The organism is Granulimonas faecalis, assembly GCF_022834715.1.
In the GTDB taxonomy this organism is placed as follows: domain Bacteria; phylum Actinomycetota; class Coriobacteriia; order Coriobacteriales; family Atopobiaceae; genus Granulimonas; species Granulimonas faecalis.
Map to the genome: position 1 here is coordinate 1,076,105 of NZ_BQKC01000001.1, position 18,250 is coordinate 1,094,354.

Consider the following 18,250-nt stretch of genomic DNA (forward strand, 5'->3'; position numbering starts at 1 on the left):
TCTCCCCTGTCGGTCCAGCCTACCACGGCGCGGGGGTCACGCCGCCAGGGCCTCGGGGCGTCCCACCGAGACCCGGACCCCCGTCGAGGTGTCGGCGAACACACGCACCGGGCCGTGCTCGGCGGTGCACAGGAAACGCGACCCGCTCCCCTCCACGAGGGTGACGCACACGGGGTCCGGGTGGCCGTAGGCGTTGCCCGCCCCCGCCGAGGCCACGCAGAGGGACGGCCGGAGCGCACCGAGGCACGCCCGGTCGAGCGACGCCTCGGATCCGTGGTGGCCGAGCTTGAGGACGTCCACGGGCCCCACCGCCGGGACGAACCGCGAGAGCTCGCCCCTCTCGGCGTCGCCGGCGAGAAGGGCGCGGAGCCCTCGGGCGTGGGTGGCGAGTAGGCAGAGCGAGTGGGCGTTCTCCGTTCCGTCCACCGGGCCCTCCGGCCAGAGGGCCTCGAGCCTCCATCCTCCCACCTGAACCGCGTCGCCGGCGGAGACGTCCCGGACCGGGGCGCCGAGTGCGTCGGCCGCGGAGGCCACCCCTTCGCAAAGGGAGGCTCCCACTCCCTCCGCGACGACCAGGCTCCCCACCGCCACGGAGCCGTCCAGCTCCCCGAGCCCGCCGTAGTGGTCGTCGTGCTGGTGGGTGAGCACGACGGCGTCCAGCGACGCGACGCCGCGGGAACGCAGGGACGGCGCAAGGCCGCCCCCGGGCGGCCCGCAGTCGACGAGGACGGCCCGTGGGCCGTCGCGCAGCAGCAGGGCGTCGCCCTGGCCGACGTCCAGCACCTCCAGGGACGGCGGCTCGAGCCAAGGGAGCGCCCCGACGACGAAGGCGGCGGCCAGGACGAGGGCCACACCGCGCCGGAGCGCGGCCGTCCGGGGCCTCGGCCAGAGCGCGAGGAGCGCGGCGGCCGCCGGGACCGAGGCGACGGCGCCCACGGCCCCGGGGACCTCCACCGGCAGGACCGCCCACGGGAACGCGGCGGCCGCCCGACAGATGCCGAGGAGCACCGACGCCGCGCCCGTGGCGGCGAGGTCGGCCACGGCGCCGGCCACCGGGACGGCCGCGAGGGCCACCGCGGCGAGGGACGATGCGAGCAGCACGGGGAACAGCGGCGCCGCGGCCATGGAGCAGAGCGGCCCCGCAAGGCTCAGGGTCCCGAAGGCGGAGGCGGCCATGGGGGCCGAAGCCGCGAAGCACAGGAGCCCCGCCGCGAGGTCCGACACGCAACGCGAGCGGGCCGACGAGAGGGCGCGCGCAAGCGCCCCAGCGTGTGGGCGGGGGCGCGGGGCCGGGACGACCCGGTCCAGGGCGGCCCTGGCCCACGGGCCGAAGAGAGCGAGACAGGCGACGCAGGTGCACGAGAGCGAGAACCCCAGGTCCGAGACCGCCGTCGGGTCGAGACAGCAGAGGAGCCAGCCGAAGCACCCCAGGGCCGCGAGGGGGCTCGCCCTCCGGCCCGCCACCTGGGAGGCGGAGGAGGCGAGGGCCATGGCCCAGGCACGGAGGGCCGACGCCGGGACGGCGCACAGCAGCACGAAGCACCCGGTGACGACCCCGGTGACCGCGGTCCGCGCCCAGAGGGGCCTGGCCCGCGACGCGACCCCGCCGAATAGCGCCGCCACCACGGAAAGGTGGGCGCCAGAGACCGCCACGAGGTGCGAGACGCCGGCCGCCGACACCGTGTCGGCGATGCCGGTGGAGCGGAGCGCCCCCCGCCACCCGAGCGCGAGCGCCGCTGCGACGGCGTGGGCCTCCGAGGCGTCGGGGCGGAACCCCTCGAGCAGCGACGCCCTCACCCGGGCGAACGCCCCGAGCGGGCCCGGTGCCGGAGCACGGCCGCGGATGGTCGAGAGCCGCACCGTCCCGAGCAGGCCGCGGCCGCGCATCTCGGCCGCGTACTCCTCGCCCGGCGCCGAGAACGTCCCCACCCCCTCCACGGTCTCCCGGAGGCCGAGCGGCACGTCGCTCCGGAAGCGCACGGTCCCGACCGTGACGCCGCCCAGGGACGCCTCGGCCTCCGAGCTCCACCCGTAGGTGCCCTCGACGGCGTCGGAGACCGTGGTGAGGGAGAGCCTCGAGACGGGCGTCCCCTCGAGGAGGGCGCGGCCCCGCGCCTGGGAGGCGAGCTCGAGCGACCCAGAGACAAGCGCGAGCCCCACGGCGGCCGCGGCGACTGCGGCGCGCCCGACGAGCGCCGGCCGGATCCTGCGCACGGCGGCGAGGGCCGCGGCGCAGGCGGCAGCGAGCAGGGCGGCCTGGCCGGGGCCGGGGACCCACCCGGCCCGGAGCTGAAGGGCCACGCACCCGGCCGCCGCGAGGAAGACGACGAACGCCCAGGGTACCTGGGGGCGCTCCGGCCACTCACACACGGATCCGCTCCCGCATCTTGGCGAACTTCTTCTCGCCGATGCCCGAGACCCTCATGACGTCCTCCACAGAGGTGAAGGGGCCGTTGGCCTCGCGGTCCTCGAGGATGGCGGCGGCGGTCGCCTCCCCCACCCCCGGCAGCGTCCGGAGCTCCTCGGCCGTGGCGGTGTTGAGGTTCACGGGGGCGGAGGGGTCGGACGGGACGCCTGCGGACGCCTGCGCCGTGCCGTCGGAGGACGGGGCGGCGGCCTCCTCCCCCTCCCCGGGCACGTGGACCTTCATGGCGTCCTCGACCCGCGCCGCGAGGTTCAGCGAGGAGGTGTCGGCGCCCTCGACGAGGCCGCCCGCCGCCTCCACGGCATCGGCGACGCGGGGGTCGTCCCCCTCGAGGGAGTAGACGCCCGGCGACGCGACGGCCCCGTCGACGTGCACGGTGGGAGGCGCGGCGGCCTCCTCGGGAGCCTGGGCGACCGCATCCCCCGCGCCGCCGTCCCCGCTCCCGGGGTCCTCCGCGGCGGGCGCCTCCGGCCCGGCGTCGCCCCCGCGCTCGATGACGACGTCCCCGGGCACGGACGCGCCCACCGCGAGCCAGCCGACCGCCGCGAGCGCGGCGACACCGGCCGCGACGACCACCCACCGCGGCACACGCCGCCCGGAACCCCTCGTCCCCCTCTGCGCCACGGGCCCTCCCTCAGCCGAATCCCCTGGGAGCCCGAGCCTAGGGGACGGTCCCGACGGGACCCCGACCGGGCCCCGACAAGAGACCGACCGGCGGTGACAGAACCCCTGCTCGGGGACACCGCCGGTCGGTATGGAGGAACGATGGAGAGGGAGGTCAGCCCTCGTCGGGGAGCGGGGCCGGCGCCAAGGCGTCGTGCCGCTCGCGCCAACGCGCCGGGGGCCGGTAGGCGCCGCAGGTGTCGAAGTCCACATACTCCACGGTGCGGAGCAGCCCCTCCACCATGGCGTCGTGGTCGAAGAGCCCCCACGCCTCGGCCACCTGGGCCGGCTTGGCGTGGGTCTCGGGCCTCCTCGGCATGAAGAGCGTGCAGCAGTCGGGCGCCGTCTGGGAGCTGATGTCATAGGTGCCGATGGCCTTGGCGCGCTCGATGATCTCCTGCTTGTCGGAGCCGATGAGGGGCCTCAAAACCGGCATGGCCGTCACGACCTCGGACGTAGCCCGGATGTTGTCGAGCGTCTGGGAGGCGACCTGGCCCAAGGACTCGCCGGTGACGAGCGCCTTGGCACCCTCGACGAGGGCGATGCGCTCGGCAACGGCGTACATGAGCCGGCGGTACATGAGGATGCGCAGCGACTGCGGGACGACGAGCGCGATGTCTCGCTGGCATTGGCCGAAGGGGACGACGTAGAGCCTGCCCACCGCGCCCTCGGGACCGAGGGCGCGCACCAGGTCCTGGCAGAGCCACTCGCTGCCGTCGCTCGTCATGGGGCGACCGGAGAAGTGCACGGGGACCATGGTGGCCCCGCGTCTCCCCATCATCCACGTTGCCACCGGGGAGTCGAAGCCGTTCGAGAACAGCGACACGCACTTGCCGGCGGTGCCCACGGGCAGGCCGCCCACGCCGCGCTCGCTCGCCGCGTAGATGAAGGCGGAGCCCTCGTTGAAGAGCGCCCGGACCTCGACGTCCGGGTCGTGAACGTCCACACTGCGGTCGGGGAAGGCCTCGCAGAGGGCCGAGCCGATCTGGCGGTTGAGCTCGATGGTGTGGAGCGGGTAGTCGGTGTTGCTGCGCTTGGCCTGCACCTTGAAGGAGCCGCACCCGCCGACCTCACCCAGGGCCTCGACGGCTGCGGGCAGGTAGTCGTCGGGGTCCTGGAGGCAGCGGAACGCCAGGGACACGCGGGCCACGCCGGGGACCTGGCGGATGAGGCCCACGGCCTCGAACGGCGCCTCGGGAGACGAGAAGGTGACCATAATATGGCCGGAGATGCGGCGGACGGAGGAGACCTGCAACGAACGGAGGGCCAGCCGGAGGTTGGCCACCAGCTGGTCCTCGAAGGTCTTGCGGTTCTTCCCCTTGAGCCCGATCTCGTGGTAGTGGACCAGGCAGACGCGGGAAGCCATACTAGTTGTTCGTGTCGCCGTCGGCGATCTCGGTGTCGAACTCGGCCACGTTGTAGCCGAGGACGCCGCCGTCGAGCTCGTCCATGGCGATGGAGATGGGGTCCTTGCCGCTCACAACCGTGGTGATGTCGTCGACGTCCTGGATGGCCGTGACGCGGAGGTGCTGGCCGCGCAGCATGCTGTTGATGTCACAGGCGCGCTTGGAGGCGATGGAGCACAGCAGGAAGGGGTTCTCCTCGGTCTTGGCGAGCAGGTCGTCGATGTCGGGCTTGGTGATGGACATGAAACCTCATTCCGATTCAAAGGCCTCGACCGTCGAGAGCAGCTCGGCTGTCGCCCGGTCGAGGTCGTCGTTCACGATGCGTGCGTCGTAGGATGCCGCGAGGGCCGTCTCACCCGCGGCCTGACCCAACCTGAGGGCGATGTCCTCGTCGGACTCGGTGCCGCGGCCCCTGAGCCTGCGCTCGAGCTCCTCCATGGAGGGGGGCTCGATGAAGACGAGGACGGCGTCGTCCATGAGCCGCTTCACGTTGAGGCCGCCCTGGACGTCGATCTCGAGGATGAGCGAGTGGCCCGAGGCCAGCACGCGCTCCACCTCCGAGACGGGCGTGCCGTAGCGGTGGCCGGCGACGTGGGCCCACTCGAGGAACTCGCCGGCCTCGACCATGGCGTCGAACTCGGCGTCGGTCTTGAAGCTGTATGCCACGCCGTCGACCTCGCCGGGACGGGGTGCGCGCGTCGTGGCAGAGACCGTCAGGCCGAGGTCGGGGCGGGCCCGGCGCACGGCCGAGACCAACGTCCCCTTCCCCGCGCCAGACGGTCCCGAGACGACGAAAAGGCGGGCAGCCACGGGTTACTTGGAGAGAATCTCGAGGAGACGCTCACGCTGGCGGGCGCCGAGGCCCTGGACGCGACGCTTGGGGGAGATGTCGAGCTCCTCCATGATCTTGGCGGCCTTGGCCTTGCCGTAGCCGGGCAGCGACTCGATGAGGGCGCGCACGGGCATGCGGGTGGCGGCGGAGTCGTCGGAGTTCAAGACTTCCTCGAGGGAGACCTCGCCGTTCTTGATCTTCTCGCGGAGCTCTGCACGGGCGTGACGGGCGGCGGCAGCCTTCTTGAGGTTCTCGGCGCGCTGCTCTTCAGAGAGCTGAGGAAGTGCCATGGATAACTCCTATCGATTGGTCACAGTTCAAGTGTGCAGCCGATAACGAAAAGCGTCGGCAGCACGGTTATTCTGGCAATCTAGCGGCTATTTTGCAAGCCGGCGCGACCCGAGGGATTCAGGACGCCCCCCATTAGCACACAATTCGCACTCAGAGGGGTCCCACGAGGCGGCGTCGACGGCCAGCAAGGGGAAGAACGGGGCGTCGAAGAGACGGTCGGTCTGGCGATCGATGATGGACACGACGCCCACCACCTCACCGCCGGCGGCCTCGACGAGGTCGCAGACCTCCTTGACGGACCCGCCGGTGGTCACGACGTCCTCGCATACCAGCACCTTCGCGCCCTCGGGCACCTCGAAGGAGCGGCGGAGGCACATCCTGCCCTCCTGGCGCTCGGTGAAGATGAAGTCGACGCCGAGGGCGTAGCCCATGGCGAAGCCGAAGGTGATGCCGCCCACGGCCGGGGACGCCACGAGGTCGACGGCGGAGCGCACGTCCTCAGGGAGCCGCTCGACGGCCTCCCTGGCGAGCTCCACCGTGGTCGTGGGGCTCTCCATGACGCGCGCGCACTGGATGTAGGTGTCGGAGTGGCGCCCGCTCGTGAGCACGAAGTGGCCGTGGCGCACGGCCCCGGTCTCCTCGAGGATTCCCATGATGGCGGCGTCGTCCAGACGCTTGTCCATTTTCCTGGTCCTTTCTGTCAGTCGAGGGCCGCGGCGACCTCGTCCACGACGGCCCGGGCGGCCGCTACCGGGTCGTCGGCGCCGGTGATGGGGCGGCCCACCACGATGCGGCTCGCCCCCCGGGCGATCGCCTCGGCGGGCGTGGCCACACGGGACTGGTCGCCGAGGTCGGAGCCGGCAGGCCGCACACCGGGGCACACGATCCGGGCGGCCGGCCCGAGGAGGGCCCGCATGGCGGAGGCCTCGTTGGGCGAGCACACGATGCCGTCGGCGCCGTTGGCGCAGGCGAGGCTCGCCAGGCGAGCCACCTCGCGGTCGACGGGGCCCGCGAGCCCCACGGAGTCGGCGCAGGCCTGGTCCATGGAGGTCAGCACGGTGATGGCGACGATGTCGCAGGACGAGGTGCGGCCCACCGACGACGCCCCCTCGCGGGCGGCGGCCACCATGGCGGCGCCGCCGAGGCCGTGGATCGAGAGCATGTCGGCGCCGCAGGAGACGGCGCTCCGGGCCGCCCCGCGCACCTGATGGGGGATGTCGAAGAGCTTGAGGTCGAGGAAGACCTTGAAACCGAGGCCGCGCAGGTAGTCCACGATGTCCGGCCCGCAGGCGTAGAAGAGGGTCATGCCAACCTTCACCCAGCCCACGGTGCCGGCGAGCTCGCGGCCGAGGCGCAGGGCCTCGGAGCGCGAGCAGTCGAGGGCGACGATCACGCGGTCCCTGGCGTCTGCACTCACTGGCATTCGAAGGCTCCGATCAGCTCGTTGACGTCGTCCACGCCCTGGGAGGCGACCCACTCCTCGAGCTCGGCGAGGATGCGCGGCGCGCACTCGGGGTCGAAGAGGTTGGCGGAGCCCACGGAGACGGCGGTGGCGCCGGCGAGGATGAACTCGGCCGCGTCCTCCCCGGAGGCGACGCCGCCCACGCCGTTGATGGGGATGTCGACGGCCTGGGCCACCTCCCACACCATGCGCACGGCGATGTTGTGGAGCACGGGGCCCGAGAGGCCGCCCGTGGGACGCGACAGCTTGGAGCGGCGCGTATGAACGTCGATGGCCATGGCCGGGATGGAGTTGATGACCGAGAGGGCGTCGGCGCCCTCGGCCTCGAGGGCGCGGGCGACGTCGACCACCCGGGCCGGGGCCATCTTCACGAGGAGGGGCCGCGAGGTGCGGGGCCGCACGGCCCGGACGACCTCGGCCGCCCCCTCGGGCGTGGAGCCCATGGCGCAGCCGCCGGCGGCGATGTTGGGGCACGAGATGTTGATCTCGAGGCCGGCCGCCCAGGGGGCGAGCTCCTCGAAGAGCTCGACGGCGGCCACGTACTCGTCGACCGAGTGGCCGGCCACCTGACAGATGACCTGGCACCCCTTCTCGGAAAGGCCGGCGAGGTACTCCCCCGCCTCGGCCACGAGGCCGCGGACGCCGGGGTTCTGCAGGCCGACGGAGTTCATGACGCCCGAGGTGACGTCGCACATGCGGGGCGCCGGGTTTCCGGGCCACGGCTCGGCGGCGCATCCCTTGGTGGTGATGGCGCCGAGGGTGGACACGTCGTAGAACCCCTCGAACTGCCAACCGAAGCCGTAGGTGCCGGCGGCGGTGTTGACGGGGTTGCTCATCTGGATGCCGCCGAGGTCGACGGCCATGTTGGGGGCGCTCACCAGACCACCTCCGTGGCATCGAAGACCGGGCCGCCCATGCAGGCGCCCACATTGCCGTGGTCCGTGGGCACCACGCAGGTGGCGCACGCACCGAAGCCGCAGGTCATCATCCGCTCCATGGAGACCTGGCACGCGACGGACCACTCCGCGCAGAGCTCCGCGACCCCCCTCATCATCGGCTCGGGGCCGCAGGTGAGGACAAGGTCGTACTTCTCGGTGGGAAGGGCGCTCTCCACCACGTCCACCGTGGTACCCTTGGCGCCGGCCGTGCCGTCGTCGGTCACCACGATGACGTTGCCGGCGCCGGAGGCCACGAGGCGGTCGACGCCCCAGACGGCCGAACCGGTGCGGGCCCCCACCACCACGTCGTAGTCCATGCCCTCGAGCCCCATGGAGACGGCCGCCGAGAGGATGGGGGTGATGCCGCAGCCGCCGGCGACCATGAGGCACCGGTGGGTTGCGGCGTCGATCGACCATCCGTGGCCGCCCGGGCCGAGCACGGTGGTCTCGGCCCCCGGCGCCATGGCGGCCAGGGCCCGGGTCCCCGGCCCCTGGACGGCGTAGACGGTCTCCACCGTGCCGGCGTCGTAGTCGATGGCGGAGAAGGAGAGCGGCACGCGGGCGGTCTGCTTGGGCTCGCCGGGGACGGCGATGCTGAAGAACTGGCCGCTGGAGAGCGACGCGGCCAGGCGCGGCGCCCGGAAGACCAGCCTCCACAGGCTCGAGGCGACTGGCACGTTGGACACCACGACGGCGTCGTGGACCCGTGCCGGCGAGGGGGTGGGCATGAACGGGGCTCCTTTCTGAAAGGCGGGCTGCTGATGGTCAGTCTATGCCATCAGCGAACGAGGCCCGCCTCCAGAACGCGCTTACCGCCAATCACCACGTCGGACGCGGCCCCCTTGAGGTGCAGGCCGAGGAACGCGGAGTTCTTGGACTTGCTCTCGAAGTACTCGGGGGTGACGGTGACGGCGGCCTCGGGGTCGATGAGGGTGAGGTCCGCGGCGGAGCCGGCCTCCACGGCCACGGGCGCGAGGCGCAGGATGCGGCGGGGCGCCACGGCCAGCACCTCGACGAGGCGCTGCCAGGTGACGGTGCCGCGGTCCACGAGGTAGGTGAGCATGAGCGGGAGCGTGGTCTCGAGCCCGACGGTGCCGAAGTAGGCGATCTCGAACTCGCAGTCCTTCTCGTGGGCGGCGTGGGGGGCGTGGTCGGACACGACGCAGTCGATGGAGCCGTCGGCGAGGCCGGCCACGAGGGCCTCGGCGTCGTCGCGGGTGCGCAGCGGCGGGTTGACCTTGAGGTTGGTGTTGTAGGAGTCGGTGATGTTCTCCTCGGTGAGGAAGAGGTGGTGCGGGGTGACCTCGCAGGTCACGGGCAGGCCCTCCGCCTTGGCGGCGCGAACGAGGTCGAGGGAGCGGGCCGTGGAGATGTGGGCCACGTGGAGCGGGCAGCCGGTGAGGCGGCAGAGCTCGATGTCGCGCATGACCTCGAGCTCCTCGCCCAGGGCCGGCCAGCCGAACATGCCGAGGCGGGTGCTGGCGCGCCCCTCGTTGACGACGCCGTTGGCGGTGAGCGACTCGTCCTCGCAGTGGGCGATGACGGCGCGGTCGAACTGGCTCACGTACTCCATGCAGGTGCGCATCATGCCGGCGGACTGGACGCCGTGGCCGTCGTCGGAGAAGCCGCACGCGCCCTCCATGACCATGTCGCCGATCTCGGCCAGGGACTCGCCGTCCTCGCCGCGGGTGAGCGCGCCGATGGGGTGGACGCGGGTGAGGCCGGCGTCGGCGCCGCGGTCGATCTGGTAGCGCACGGCCGTGCCGGTGTCGGTCACCGGGTCGGTGTTGGGCATCGTGGCCACGTCGGTGAAGCCGCCGTGGGTCGCGGCGCGCACACCGGACGCGATGTCCTCCTTGTACTCGAAACCGGGGTCGCGGAAGTGCACGTGCATGTCAACCAGGCCGGGGACGAGCACCTTGCCGGCGCAGTCCACGACCTCGCAGCCCTCGGGGGCGTCCACGGCCTCGGACACCTCGGCGATGAGCCCGCCGTCGACCAGCACGTCCATGACCCCGTCGATCCCCACCTGGGGGTCGATGACGCGGGCACCCTTAAGCAACATCATTGTCGTCTCCTCCGAGCAGCAGGTACATGGCGGCCATGCGGGTGCAGACACCGGCATTGACCTGGTTCAGGATCTTGGAGTTGGGGGCGTCGGCCACCTCGGGCATGATCTCCATGCCGCGGTTCATGGGGCCGGGGTGGCACACGATGGCGCCCTCCTTCATGCGGGCGTGCCGCGCGAGGTCGAGGCCGTAGAGGCGGTTGTACTCGCGGCGGCTCGGGATGGCGGCGCCGCCCATGCGCTCCAGCTGGACGCGGAGCATGTAGACGACGTCCATCTCCTCGATGACCTCGTCGAGGGAGCTCGTCTGCTCGACGCCGTAGTAAGCGGGGTCGACGACCTGGAACGTGGGCGGGCCCACGAGGGTGACCTCGGCGCCCATGGTCTTGAGGGCGGGCACGAGGGAGCCGCACACGCGGCTGTGGAGCAGGTCGCCCACGATGGCGACCTTGAGGCCGTCGAGGTGGCCGAAGTGCTCGCGGATGGTGTAGAGGTCGAGCATGGCCTGGGTGGGGTGCTGGTGCTTGCCGTCGCCGGCATTGATGACGCGGGCGTCGGTGTTCTCGGTGATGAGGTGCGGGGTGCCGGCGAACTTGGCGCGGCAGATGAACATGTCGACGTTCATGGCGTCGATGGTCTGGATGGTGTCGGCCAGGGACTCGCCCTTGACCACCGAGGAGGTGGAGCCGCCCATGTTGAGGGCGTCGGCGGAGAGGCGCTTCTCGGCCAGCTCGAAGGAGCTGCGGGTGCGCGTGGAGGGCTCGAGGAAGAGGTTCACGATGGTGCGGCCGCGCAGGGCCGGGACTTTCTTGATGGATCGGCTGTTGACCTCGTCGAAGGAGCGGGCGACATCGAGGATCTGCGTGATGTCGTCGGCGGTGAGAGAGGTCGTGTCGATCAGGTTGCGAACGGAAAGCATCAGGCCGCACCTCCGGGCTTCTTCTCGGTCTCCACGTCCCAGATCTCCACGGCCACGTGGTCGTCGAGGGGCTCCAGGCACACGCGCACGTCCTCGTCGCGGGAGGAGGGCACGTTCTTGCACACGTAGTCGGCGCGAATGGGCAGCTCGCGGTGGCCGCGGTCGACCATCACAGCGAGCTGGATGGTGGCCGGGCGGCCGAAGTCCATGAGCGCGTCGAGGGCCGAGCGCACCGTGCGCCCGGTGTAGAGGACGTCGTCGACGAGGATGATGTCCTTGCCGTCGACGTTGAAGGGGATCTCGGTCTTGTGGAGCACCGGCGCGAGGCGCCTCGTGACGTCGTCTCGGTAGAAGCTGATGTCCAGGAGGCCCACCTGCGGGCGGGTGCCCTCGATGGCCTCGATCTGATCGGCGAGCTTGCGCGCGATCGTGGCGCCGCGGCGCACGATGCCGACGAGGGCGATGGTGTCGGCCCCCTCGTTACGCTCGAGGATCTCATGGGCGATGCGCGTGATCGCGCGGTCCATGGTGGCCTCGTCCATGATGGTGGCCTTGGGCTTCGTCTGCTCCATCTGGCTCCTTTCACAAAAAAGACGCTCCGGCCGATGCGGCAGGGCGTCCGTGCGAAGGCGGGCCAGATGTGGCCTTGATATGTTCTATCGCCTTGACGGCATCCCGTACCGCTCTTAAAGGTCTTGGACACTGTACCCGAAGGCAAGGAAAAGAACAAGGGAGTTTCCCACATCCCCGAAAGATCACGGCTGCGCGCGCGACCACGACTCGGGGCCGAAGCTCTTGAGGTAGCCGATGAGGTGGCCCAGGCGCAGGGCCTTCTTGGGATTGGGGTCCACGAGGGCCTGGTGGATGAGGCCGTCGAGAAAGCCGTCGGGCTGCCCTGGCCCCGCCACGACGGTCTCGAAGAGCGGGTCCTCCCTCACCTTCCCCAGCCAGGCGATGCGCTCACCCTTGGGAACGTCGCTCATCTGCTCGGTGATGCGGGCGACCTCGTCCATGATGGCACGGCCGTAGACGGCGCCGAGGGCCCGGCGGCTGTCGGGGGTGTCGAGGCCGTGCTCCTGCTGGTGGAGCTGGAGGGCGGCCACGCGGCGCTCGCTCTCGAGGAAGGTGCCCTCGGTGAAGGTGAGGTTCCGCTCGGCGCGGATGTGCTTCTCGAAACGGTAGGCGCTTCGGTCCACCACGACGACCTTGCGGGCGCGCTCCATCATCTCGAGCACGAAGAAGAAATCCTCCGAGTAGTGGCGACGCCCCACCTCGAACCGGGCCTCCCCCACCATGGAGCGGCGAAAGAACTTGGTGAACACGAAGTCGATGAGCCTGCCCACGCCCAACGGCAGCATGAGGCGGTCGACCTCGTCGCCCTCGTAGACGCCGGCTGGCGCGCGAAGCTCCTCGGAGAAGGCGACGTTGCCCCGGTGGTTGAAGTAGTCCTCGACGACCCCCTCGACCACGACGTCGGGGTCCTCCGCCGCGACGGCCTCCGCGGCCACCGAGAGGTAGTCGGGCTCCGGGTGGTCCTCGGCGTCGGGGAAGGCCACGTAGCGCCCTCGGGCGAGGTCGAGACCGCGGTTGCGCGACGCGGCGAGGCCCAGGTTGGCGTTGTTGTGGACCATGCGGATCCGGGGGTCCCGGCCCGCTGCCCTGAGGGCGCGGAGCACAGAGCGGTCCTCCGCCGCGTCGTCGACGATGATGAGCTCCCAGTCGTCGAACTGCTGCGCGCGAAGGGCCTCGACCGCCTCCCCCACGTAGGACTCGACGTCGAAGAGGCACATCACCAGTGAGAAGAGCGGGGCGGCGTCCATGGGCCTCCTCGGCGGGGGTCGGGGTCAGGGAGAGGGGCGCCGCGCCGGCTGTCGCAGCGCGGCGCCCCTCTCCCATGGTAGCTAGAGCACGTGCACGTCGTCACGGGTGAAGTCGACGAACGCGCTCTCCCCCACCTCGTAGACCTTGTGGTTCTTGGGGTTGAAGTCGGTCACCTTGACGACGGTGCCCCCGACCTTGACGTGGTAGTTGTGGTAGTTGCCCATGAAGCGCGAGAGGACGACCTCGCAGGGCAGGACGCCCTCGTCGGCCACCTTGGCGGCCTCGGGGCGCAGCACGAGGGTGCAGGCGTCGCCGTCGCCCAGATGCTCGATGTTGGCGATGGGCACGCGGTGCCCCTCGACCTCGGCCACGCCGTGCTGGCCGTCGTGCTCCACGATGGCGCCGTGGAGGAAGTTGGACTCGCCGATGAAGTCGGCGACGAACTCGTTCGCGGGGCGGTAGTAGACCGTATGCGGGTCGCCCATCTGCTCCACGACGCCCTTCTTCATGATGATGATGTTGTCAGAGAGCGCCATGGCCTCGGACTGGTCGTGGGTGACGTAGACGGCCGTGATACCGGCCTCCTGCTGGATGCGGCGAATCTCGTTGCGCATGTCCACACGCAGCTTGGCGTCGAGGTTGGAGAGCGGCTCGTCGAAGAGCAGGACGCCGGGCTCCAGGACCAGGGCGCGCGCCAGGGCCACACGCTGCTGCTGGCCGCCGGAGAGCTGGTTGGTCATGCGGTCCTCCATGCCCTCGAGGCCCACGAGCCCGAGGATGTTGACCACCTTCTTGCGGATCTCGTCCTTGGGGACCTTGCGCAGCTTGAGGCCGTAGGCCACGTTGTCGAAGATGTTGTAGTGCGGCAGCAGGGCGTAGCTCTGGAACACCATGGCGGTGTCGCGCCTGTTGGGGGTGAGCTCGTTGATGGGCTCGCCGCCGAGGTAGATCTCGCCCTCGTTGGGGGACTCGAAGCCGGCGATCATGCGGAGGATCGTGGTCTTGCCGCAGCCCGACGGGCCGAGCAGCGTGACGAACTCTCCGGGCTCGATGGACAGGCTCACGTCGTGCACGGCGTAGAAGTCCTTGCCGGTCTTGGGGTCCTGGTAGATCTTGGAGATGTGGTCGAGGCGAACGCCCTTCTTCTCTTTTGCCATGGTCTAGAGCTCCTCCACTTGGCGGCTGTCTTCGAGGTAGTCCTTCTTGATGGTCTCGGGGAGTTCGTCGTCTGTCCCCTTGGCCTTGCGGCTCGTTCCGAAGTGCCTGATGGCGAGGTTCATCAGCAGCACCGAGCCGTAGGTGATGGCGATGAGGATCGTCGCGAACGCGCACGCGATGCCGTAGGCGCCCTTCTCGGCGAACTCGTTGATCTGCACCGTGATGAGCAGTACCGACGGCGTGACGAGCAGGATGATGGCCGAGATGGCGGTGATGGAGCGCACGAAGGCCGTCACGAGGCCGGAGAGGAACGACTCCTTGATGAGCGGCAGGGTCACGGTGCGGAACACGGTGAAACTGTCGGCGCCCATGTCGTAGGCCGACTCCTCGATGGACTTGTCGATCTGGCGCAGGGCCGAGATGCCCGAGCGCGTGCCGGTGGGCAGGGAGCGGACGATGAACACGATGACGAGGATGGCGGCCGTGCCGTAGAGGCCCTGCATAACGCCGGTGCCGAAGATGCCGCCGGAGAAGCCGCGGATGTAGCCGACGCCGAGGACGGTGCCGGGGACGGCCATGGCGAGCATGGAGACCGCCTCGATGAAGCCCTTGGTCTTGAAGTCGCGCTTCACCACGAGGTACGAGATGATCATGGACAGGATGGCCGTGACGGGCGCCGCGATCAGCGACAGGGCGAAGGAGTCCACGAAGGCGTCGAGGCCGTGGTAGTGCGTGAAGAGCTGGATGAACCACTTCGGTGTGAGCGTGAAGTCGTAGCCCCAGGTGTTGAACAGGGCGCCGAACGGCACGCAGAGGTACATGACCACGACGAACACGGCCATGGCGCTGCAGAGGACCGTGAGGGGCACGGTGACGGAGCGGTCGGCGATGAGCATGCGCCCGCGGCTCGCCTTGCCGGAGAGGGTGGCCGTGCTTTTGGCCTCCAGGACGTACTTCTGCACGGCGAACATCACGAGGGTGATGCAGAGGAGCACGACGGCCATGGCCGCGGCGCCCTGCTTGTCGTAGGCACCGGTGATCTGTAGGTAGATGGTGGTGGCCAGCGTGTCGTAGGAACCGCCGATGATCATGGGGTTGGCGAAGTCGGCGATGGACTCGATGAAGGTGACGAGGAACGCGTTGCCGAGGCCCGGGGCGATGAGGGGCAACGTGACGCTCGTGAAGACCTTCCAGCGGCTGGCGCCCATGTCGCGGGCCGCCTCCTCGAGGGAGGGGTCGATGTTCATGAGCAGGCCCTTGAGCATCATGTAACACACGGGGAAGAACGTCAGCGACTGGACGACGAAGATGCCCCAGAAGCCGTAGACGCTGTTGTCGTAGATGCCCAGCAGGTAGCGGGTGATGATGCCCGACTTGCCGAACAGCATGATGATGGAGAGCGAGAGCACGAACGGCGGGCTCACCACGGGGAGCATGGACACGAGCGAGAAGAGCCCGCGCATGAACCTCGTCTTGAGCTGCACGTAGACCTCCACATAGGCGAACAGGAGGCCGACGAGGGCGCTCACGACGCCCACGAGGAAGCCAACGGAAAGCGTGTTGGTGATGGCCGTCGTGAACGAGGGCATCTGGAAGATGCGCGCGAACACGTCGAGCGTGAAGCCGCCGCCGGAGATGAACGAGTCAACCAGCAGCATGGCGAGCGGGTAGAGGATGAACAGGGTGAGGAACGCGATGAGCACCACGATGGTGGTGATGAGGATGGGGTCGCCCAGCAGTTTCTTGCGGTCGAGCGCCTTTCCTTGGTCTTGGGCCATGGGCACCTGCCATTCAGGATTTGTCATGCAGTCTGCATTCAGCAAAAGAGGTACCGGGCGAGCCTGGGGCCGCCCGGTACCTTGCGATGTCGAACTCTAGATGGGAACCGACAGCGGTTGCCGAGCCGGATGGGGCGAGGGGCTACTCGGTCTGGAAGCGCTCGGCGTCGCCGCCGCCGAGGGCCGTCATGACCTCCTCGACGTAGCGCTCGGTGTTGTTCTTGGCGTCCTCGAAGTCGTACTCCATGACGTTGTCCGGGTCGAGGCCGTACTCGGTGGCGATCTCGGGCTGCTTGGCGTTGTCGAGCACCAGGAACTGGTAGGCCTTGGCCTCGGCGGCACGCTCGACGCAGTCGGGCGAGAGAGCGTACTCGATCCAGAGCTTCGCGGCGTTGGGGTGCTTGCAGCCCTTGAAGATAGCCGTGGCGCCGACCTCGTAGGAGGCTCCGGAGGACGGGATCACGAGGCCGATGTTGCCGTAGCCGTTGTCCACGATCTGCATGATGCCGTCATGCAGGAAGCCGATGCCCACGGTGCACTCGCCGGTGCCAACGTTCTTGGAGGGACCGGAGCCCGACTTGGTGTAGACGTGGATGTTCTTGTCGAGGTCCACGAGGTACTTGATGCCCTCGTCGTGGCCCTTCTTCTGAATCATGGTGTTGATGACGAGCTTGGCCGTACCGGCGGTGTTGTAGTTGGACAGCCAGATGAGGTCCTTGTACTTGGGGTCGAGCAGGTCGTCCCAATCCTTGGGCTCGTCGATCTTGAGGCGCTCGAGCTCGTCCTTGTTGACCATGAAGCCCAGGATGCCCTTGTAGATGCCGTACCACTGGCCGTCAGGGTCGCGGTAGGTGTCGGAGATGAGATGGCTGGCGTTCTGGGCCTCGTAGGGCTCGAGCAGGCCCTTGGTGACCGCCACGTTGTAGGGGTCGGTGGTGCCGCCGAACCAGACGTCGGCGGAGGGGTTGCCGTTCTCCTCCTCGATCTTGGCCTGAACCTCGCCCGTAGACAGGCGCTGGAACTGGACGTCGAGGCCGAAGAGCTCCTTGAAGTGGTCGACGCAGGCCTGGACGTGCTCCTCCTCGCAGGAGCCGTAGACGATGAGCTCGCCCTCCTCCTTGGCGGCGTCGATGAGCTCCTGGGGGGCGTTGACGGTGTTCTCGCTGGTGTCGGCCTCGGCCTGACCCGTGTCGCCGCCGCTGCAGCCGACGAGGCCGAGCCCGGCCGCCGCGATGGCGGAGCCACCGATGAAACCCCTGCGTGAGATGTTGCGCATTTCGGTTCCTTCCCTAGAAGACCACGTTGACGCGCGCCGCTGGACGGCGTTTGGTATGTCTTCTTTTTTAGGGCCGAACCAAGTATTTCAGTTTGGGAAAACAGAGGGACTTCCCCCGACGGCGTCAATGACTCGGTGAGGAGATAGGCAGTGGACTAATTCAGCTCCGTGTGCTAATCCCCGGCAGCCTCGTGGTCCATGCGGCCGAGCAGGCGGTCCAGGGCCCTGGCGTCGAGGCGCACCGCGCCGGCCGCCAGGGCGGCGAGGTAGCGGCCGTCGGTGGCCGCACGCAGCCACGGGTGTTCGACGCCGAGCCAGGCCCTGAACGAGCGGGCGCGGGCGCGGCCCCGCCTGCGGTCGCGGTCGTAGACGAGCATCACGTTGTAGTGCGTGTTCACGAGGAGGCGGGCGCGGAGCCTGAGGTACTCGGCGGCCTCGGGCGTCGTCGACGGGTCGGCGAGGCGCCCCTCCACGAACCGGCACACCTCCCTCACCACGCGGTCGTGGTCGTCGAAGCGCCGCACGTACCCCTCGGCGGCGACGCTCTGGGACGCGTTGCCCACGAGGTACCGGTAGACCTCGATGTCGAGCAGGGTGACGGTCTCCGCGCGGGCCGTGGCCTCCACGACGAGCTGCGTGTCGACGTAGAACGTGTGCTCCAGGAGCCTCACGCCGCAGGCGCGGAGGAAGTCCGTGCGCGCCGACACGGTGTGGATCGAGACGCAGTTGGTGCGGGCGGCCTCGGCCGACACCGAGGCGAAGGGCACCTCGCGACCGGTGGGCATACCCGCCGGCAGGGGCCTGAGCTCGGTGGACCCGGTCCCCATGTGGACGTCGCGGCGCACGTCGACCACGATGTCCGACGAGATGCCGGGCAGGAGGTCGAGCTCGGCGGCCAGGCCGTCGGGATCCACCCAGTCGTCGGCGTCCACCACGCGGAAGTAGCGGCCCCGGGCCGCATCGAGACCGGCATTCACCGCGGAGCCGTGGCCGCCGTTCTCCTTGGAGACGAGGCGGAAGACGTCTGGGTGCGCCTCCACGAAGCGCCTCGCGACATCGGCGGTGCCGTCGGTGGAGCCGTCGTCCACGACGACGACCTCGAGGGCCGCCGTCAGCCGGGGGTCCGAGAGGCTCTCGAGGCCCCGGGCGATGAGCCCCTCCACGTTGTAGCTGGGCATGGCTATGGTGAGCTGCTTCTCCACGTCGCCCCTCC

The 18,250-nt window shown here is 69.8% G+C and carries 18 protein-coding genes; all 18 read right to left on the reverse strand.

Annotated features, from left to right (window positions below; genetic code table 11):
- Positions 1-36: 36 nt before the first annotated feature.
- A complete protein-coding gene (locus OR600_RS04910; protein WP_135977384.1) occupies positions 37-2,370 on the reverse strand; it encodes a ComEC/Rec2 family competence protein in 2,334 nt (777 codons plus the stop codon).
- The gene (locus OR600_RS04915) at positions 2,363-3,049 is read right to left on the reverse strand and encodes a ComEA family DNA-binding protein (RefSeq protein ID WP_135977383.1); all 687 of its coding nucleotides are present in this window, start codon (positions 3,047-3,049) and stop codon (positions 2,363-2,365) included. Before OR600_RS04915 ends, OR600_RS04910 begins: the two co-directional genes overlap by 8 nt.
- Positions 3,050-3,203: 154 nt before the next feature.
- Positions 3,204-4,454 carry a tRNA uracil 4-sulfurtransferase ThiI gene (gene thiI / locus OR600_RS04920; protein WP_265590775.1) on the reverse strand — a complete coding sequence of 417 codons (1,251 nt, stop codon included), beginning with the start codon at positions 4,452-4,454 and terminating at the stop codon, positions 3,204-3,206.
- Between the two features lies 1 nt (position 4,455).
- On the reverse strand, positions 4,456-4,737 hold the full coding sequence (locus OR600_RS04925; protein ID WP_135977381.1) for a DNA-directed RNA polymerase subunit omega: 282 nt from the start codon (positions 4,735-4,737) through the stop codon (positions 4,456-4,458).
- Positions 4,738-4,743: 6 nt separating this feature from the next.
- Entirely contained in the window at positions 4,744-5,304 is a 561-nt protein-coding gene (gmk, locus tag OR600_RS04930; RefSeq protein ID WP_135977380.1) for a guanylate kinase, read from the reverse strand.
- A gap of 3 nt (positions 5,305-5,307) precedes the next feature.
- Positions 5,308-5,616 (reverse strand): integration host factor, actinobacterial type, encoded by a 309-nt coding sequence (mihF, locus tag OR600_RS04935; RefSeq protein WP_135977379.1) that lies wholly within the window; start codon positions 5,614-5,616, stop codon positions 5,308-5,310.
- Between the two features lie 87 nt (positions 5,617-5,703).
- Positions 5,704-6,300, reverse strand: coding sequence for an orotate phosphoribosyltransferase (gene pyrE / locus OR600_RS04940; RefSeq protein ID WP_135977378.1), 597 nt, complete (start codon positions 6,298-6,300; stop codon positions 5,704-5,706).
- Between the two features lie 17 nt (positions 6,301-6,317).
- Positions 6,318-7,040: an orotidine-5'-phosphate decarboxylase gene (gene pyrF / locus OR600_RS04945; RefSeq protein WP_135977377.1), complete on the reverse strand. Its 723-nt coding sequence runs from the start codon at positions 7,038-7,040 to the stop codon at positions 6,318-6,320.
- On the reverse strand, positions 7,031-7,960 hold the full coding sequence (locus tag OR600_RS04950) for a dihydroorotate dehydrogenase (RefSeq protein ID WP_135977483.1): 930 nt from the start codon (positions 7,958-7,960) through the stop codon (positions 7,031-7,033). Before OR600_RS04950 ends, pyrF begins: the two co-directional genes overlap by 10 nt.
- Positions 7,954-8,745 (reverse strand): dihydroorotate dehydrogenase electron transfer subunit, encoded by a 792-nt coding sequence (locus OR600_RS04955; protein WP_135977376.1) that lies wholly within the window; start codon positions 8,743-8,745, stop codon positions 7,954-7,956. Before OR600_RS04955 ends, OR600_RS04950 begins: the two co-directional genes overlap by 7 nt.
- A 50-nt stretch (positions 8,746-8,795) precedes the next feature.
- Entirely contained in the window at positions 8,796-10,085 is a 1,290-nt protein-coding gene (locus tag OR600_RS04960) for a dihydroorotase (RefSeq protein ID WP_135977375.1), read from the reverse strand.
- Entirely contained in the window at positions 10,072-11,004 is a 933-nt protein-coding gene (locus OR600_RS04965; protein ID WP_135977374.1) for an aspartate carbamoyltransferase catalytic subunit, read from the reverse strand. The genes OR600_RS04960 and OR600_RS04965 overlap by 14 nt, the downstream gene beginning before the upstream one ends.
- Positions 11,004-11,576: a bifunctional pyr operon transcriptional regulator/uracil phosphoribosyltransferase PyrR gene (gene pyrR / locus OR600_RS04970; protein WP_135977373.1), complete on the reverse strand. Its 573-nt coding sequence runs from the start codon at positions 11,574-11,576 to the stop codon at positions 11,004-11,006. The genes OR600_RS04965 and pyrR overlap by 1 nt, the downstream gene beginning before the upstream one ends.
- Positions 11,577-11,759: 183 nt before the next feature.
- Entirely contained in the window at positions 11,760-12,824 is a 1,065-nt protein-coding gene (locus tag OR600_RS04975) for a glycosyltransferase family 2 protein (protein ID WP_135977372.1), read from the reverse strand.
- An 81-nt stretch (positions 12,825-12,905) separates the two neighbouring features.
- Positions 12,906-13,982, reverse strand: coding sequence for an ABC transporter ATP-binding protein (locus OR600_RS04980; protein WP_135977371.1), 1,077 nt, complete (start codon positions 13,980-13,982; stop codon positions 12,906-12,908).
- Between the two features lie 3 nt (positions 13,983-13,985).
- Positions 13,986-15,761, reverse strand: coding sequence for an ABC transporter permease (locus OR600_RS04985; RefSeq protein WP_135977370.1), 1,776 nt, complete (start codon positions 15,759-15,761; stop codon positions 13,986-13,988).
- A gap of 142 nt (positions 15,762-15,903) precedes the next feature.
- Positions 15,904-17,037: an extracellular solute-binding protein gene (locus OR600_RS04990; protein ID WP_135977369.1), complete on the reverse strand. Its 1,134-nt coding sequence runs from the start codon at positions 17,035-17,037 to the stop codon at positions 15,904-15,906.
- 173 nt (positions 17,038-17,210) lie between these two features.
- Entirely contained in the window at positions 17,211-18,239 is a 1,029-nt protein-coding gene (locus OR600_RS04995; RefSeq protein WP_204406580.1) for a glycosyltransferase family 2 protein, read from the reverse strand.
- Positions 18,240-18,250: the final 11 nt, after the last annotated feature.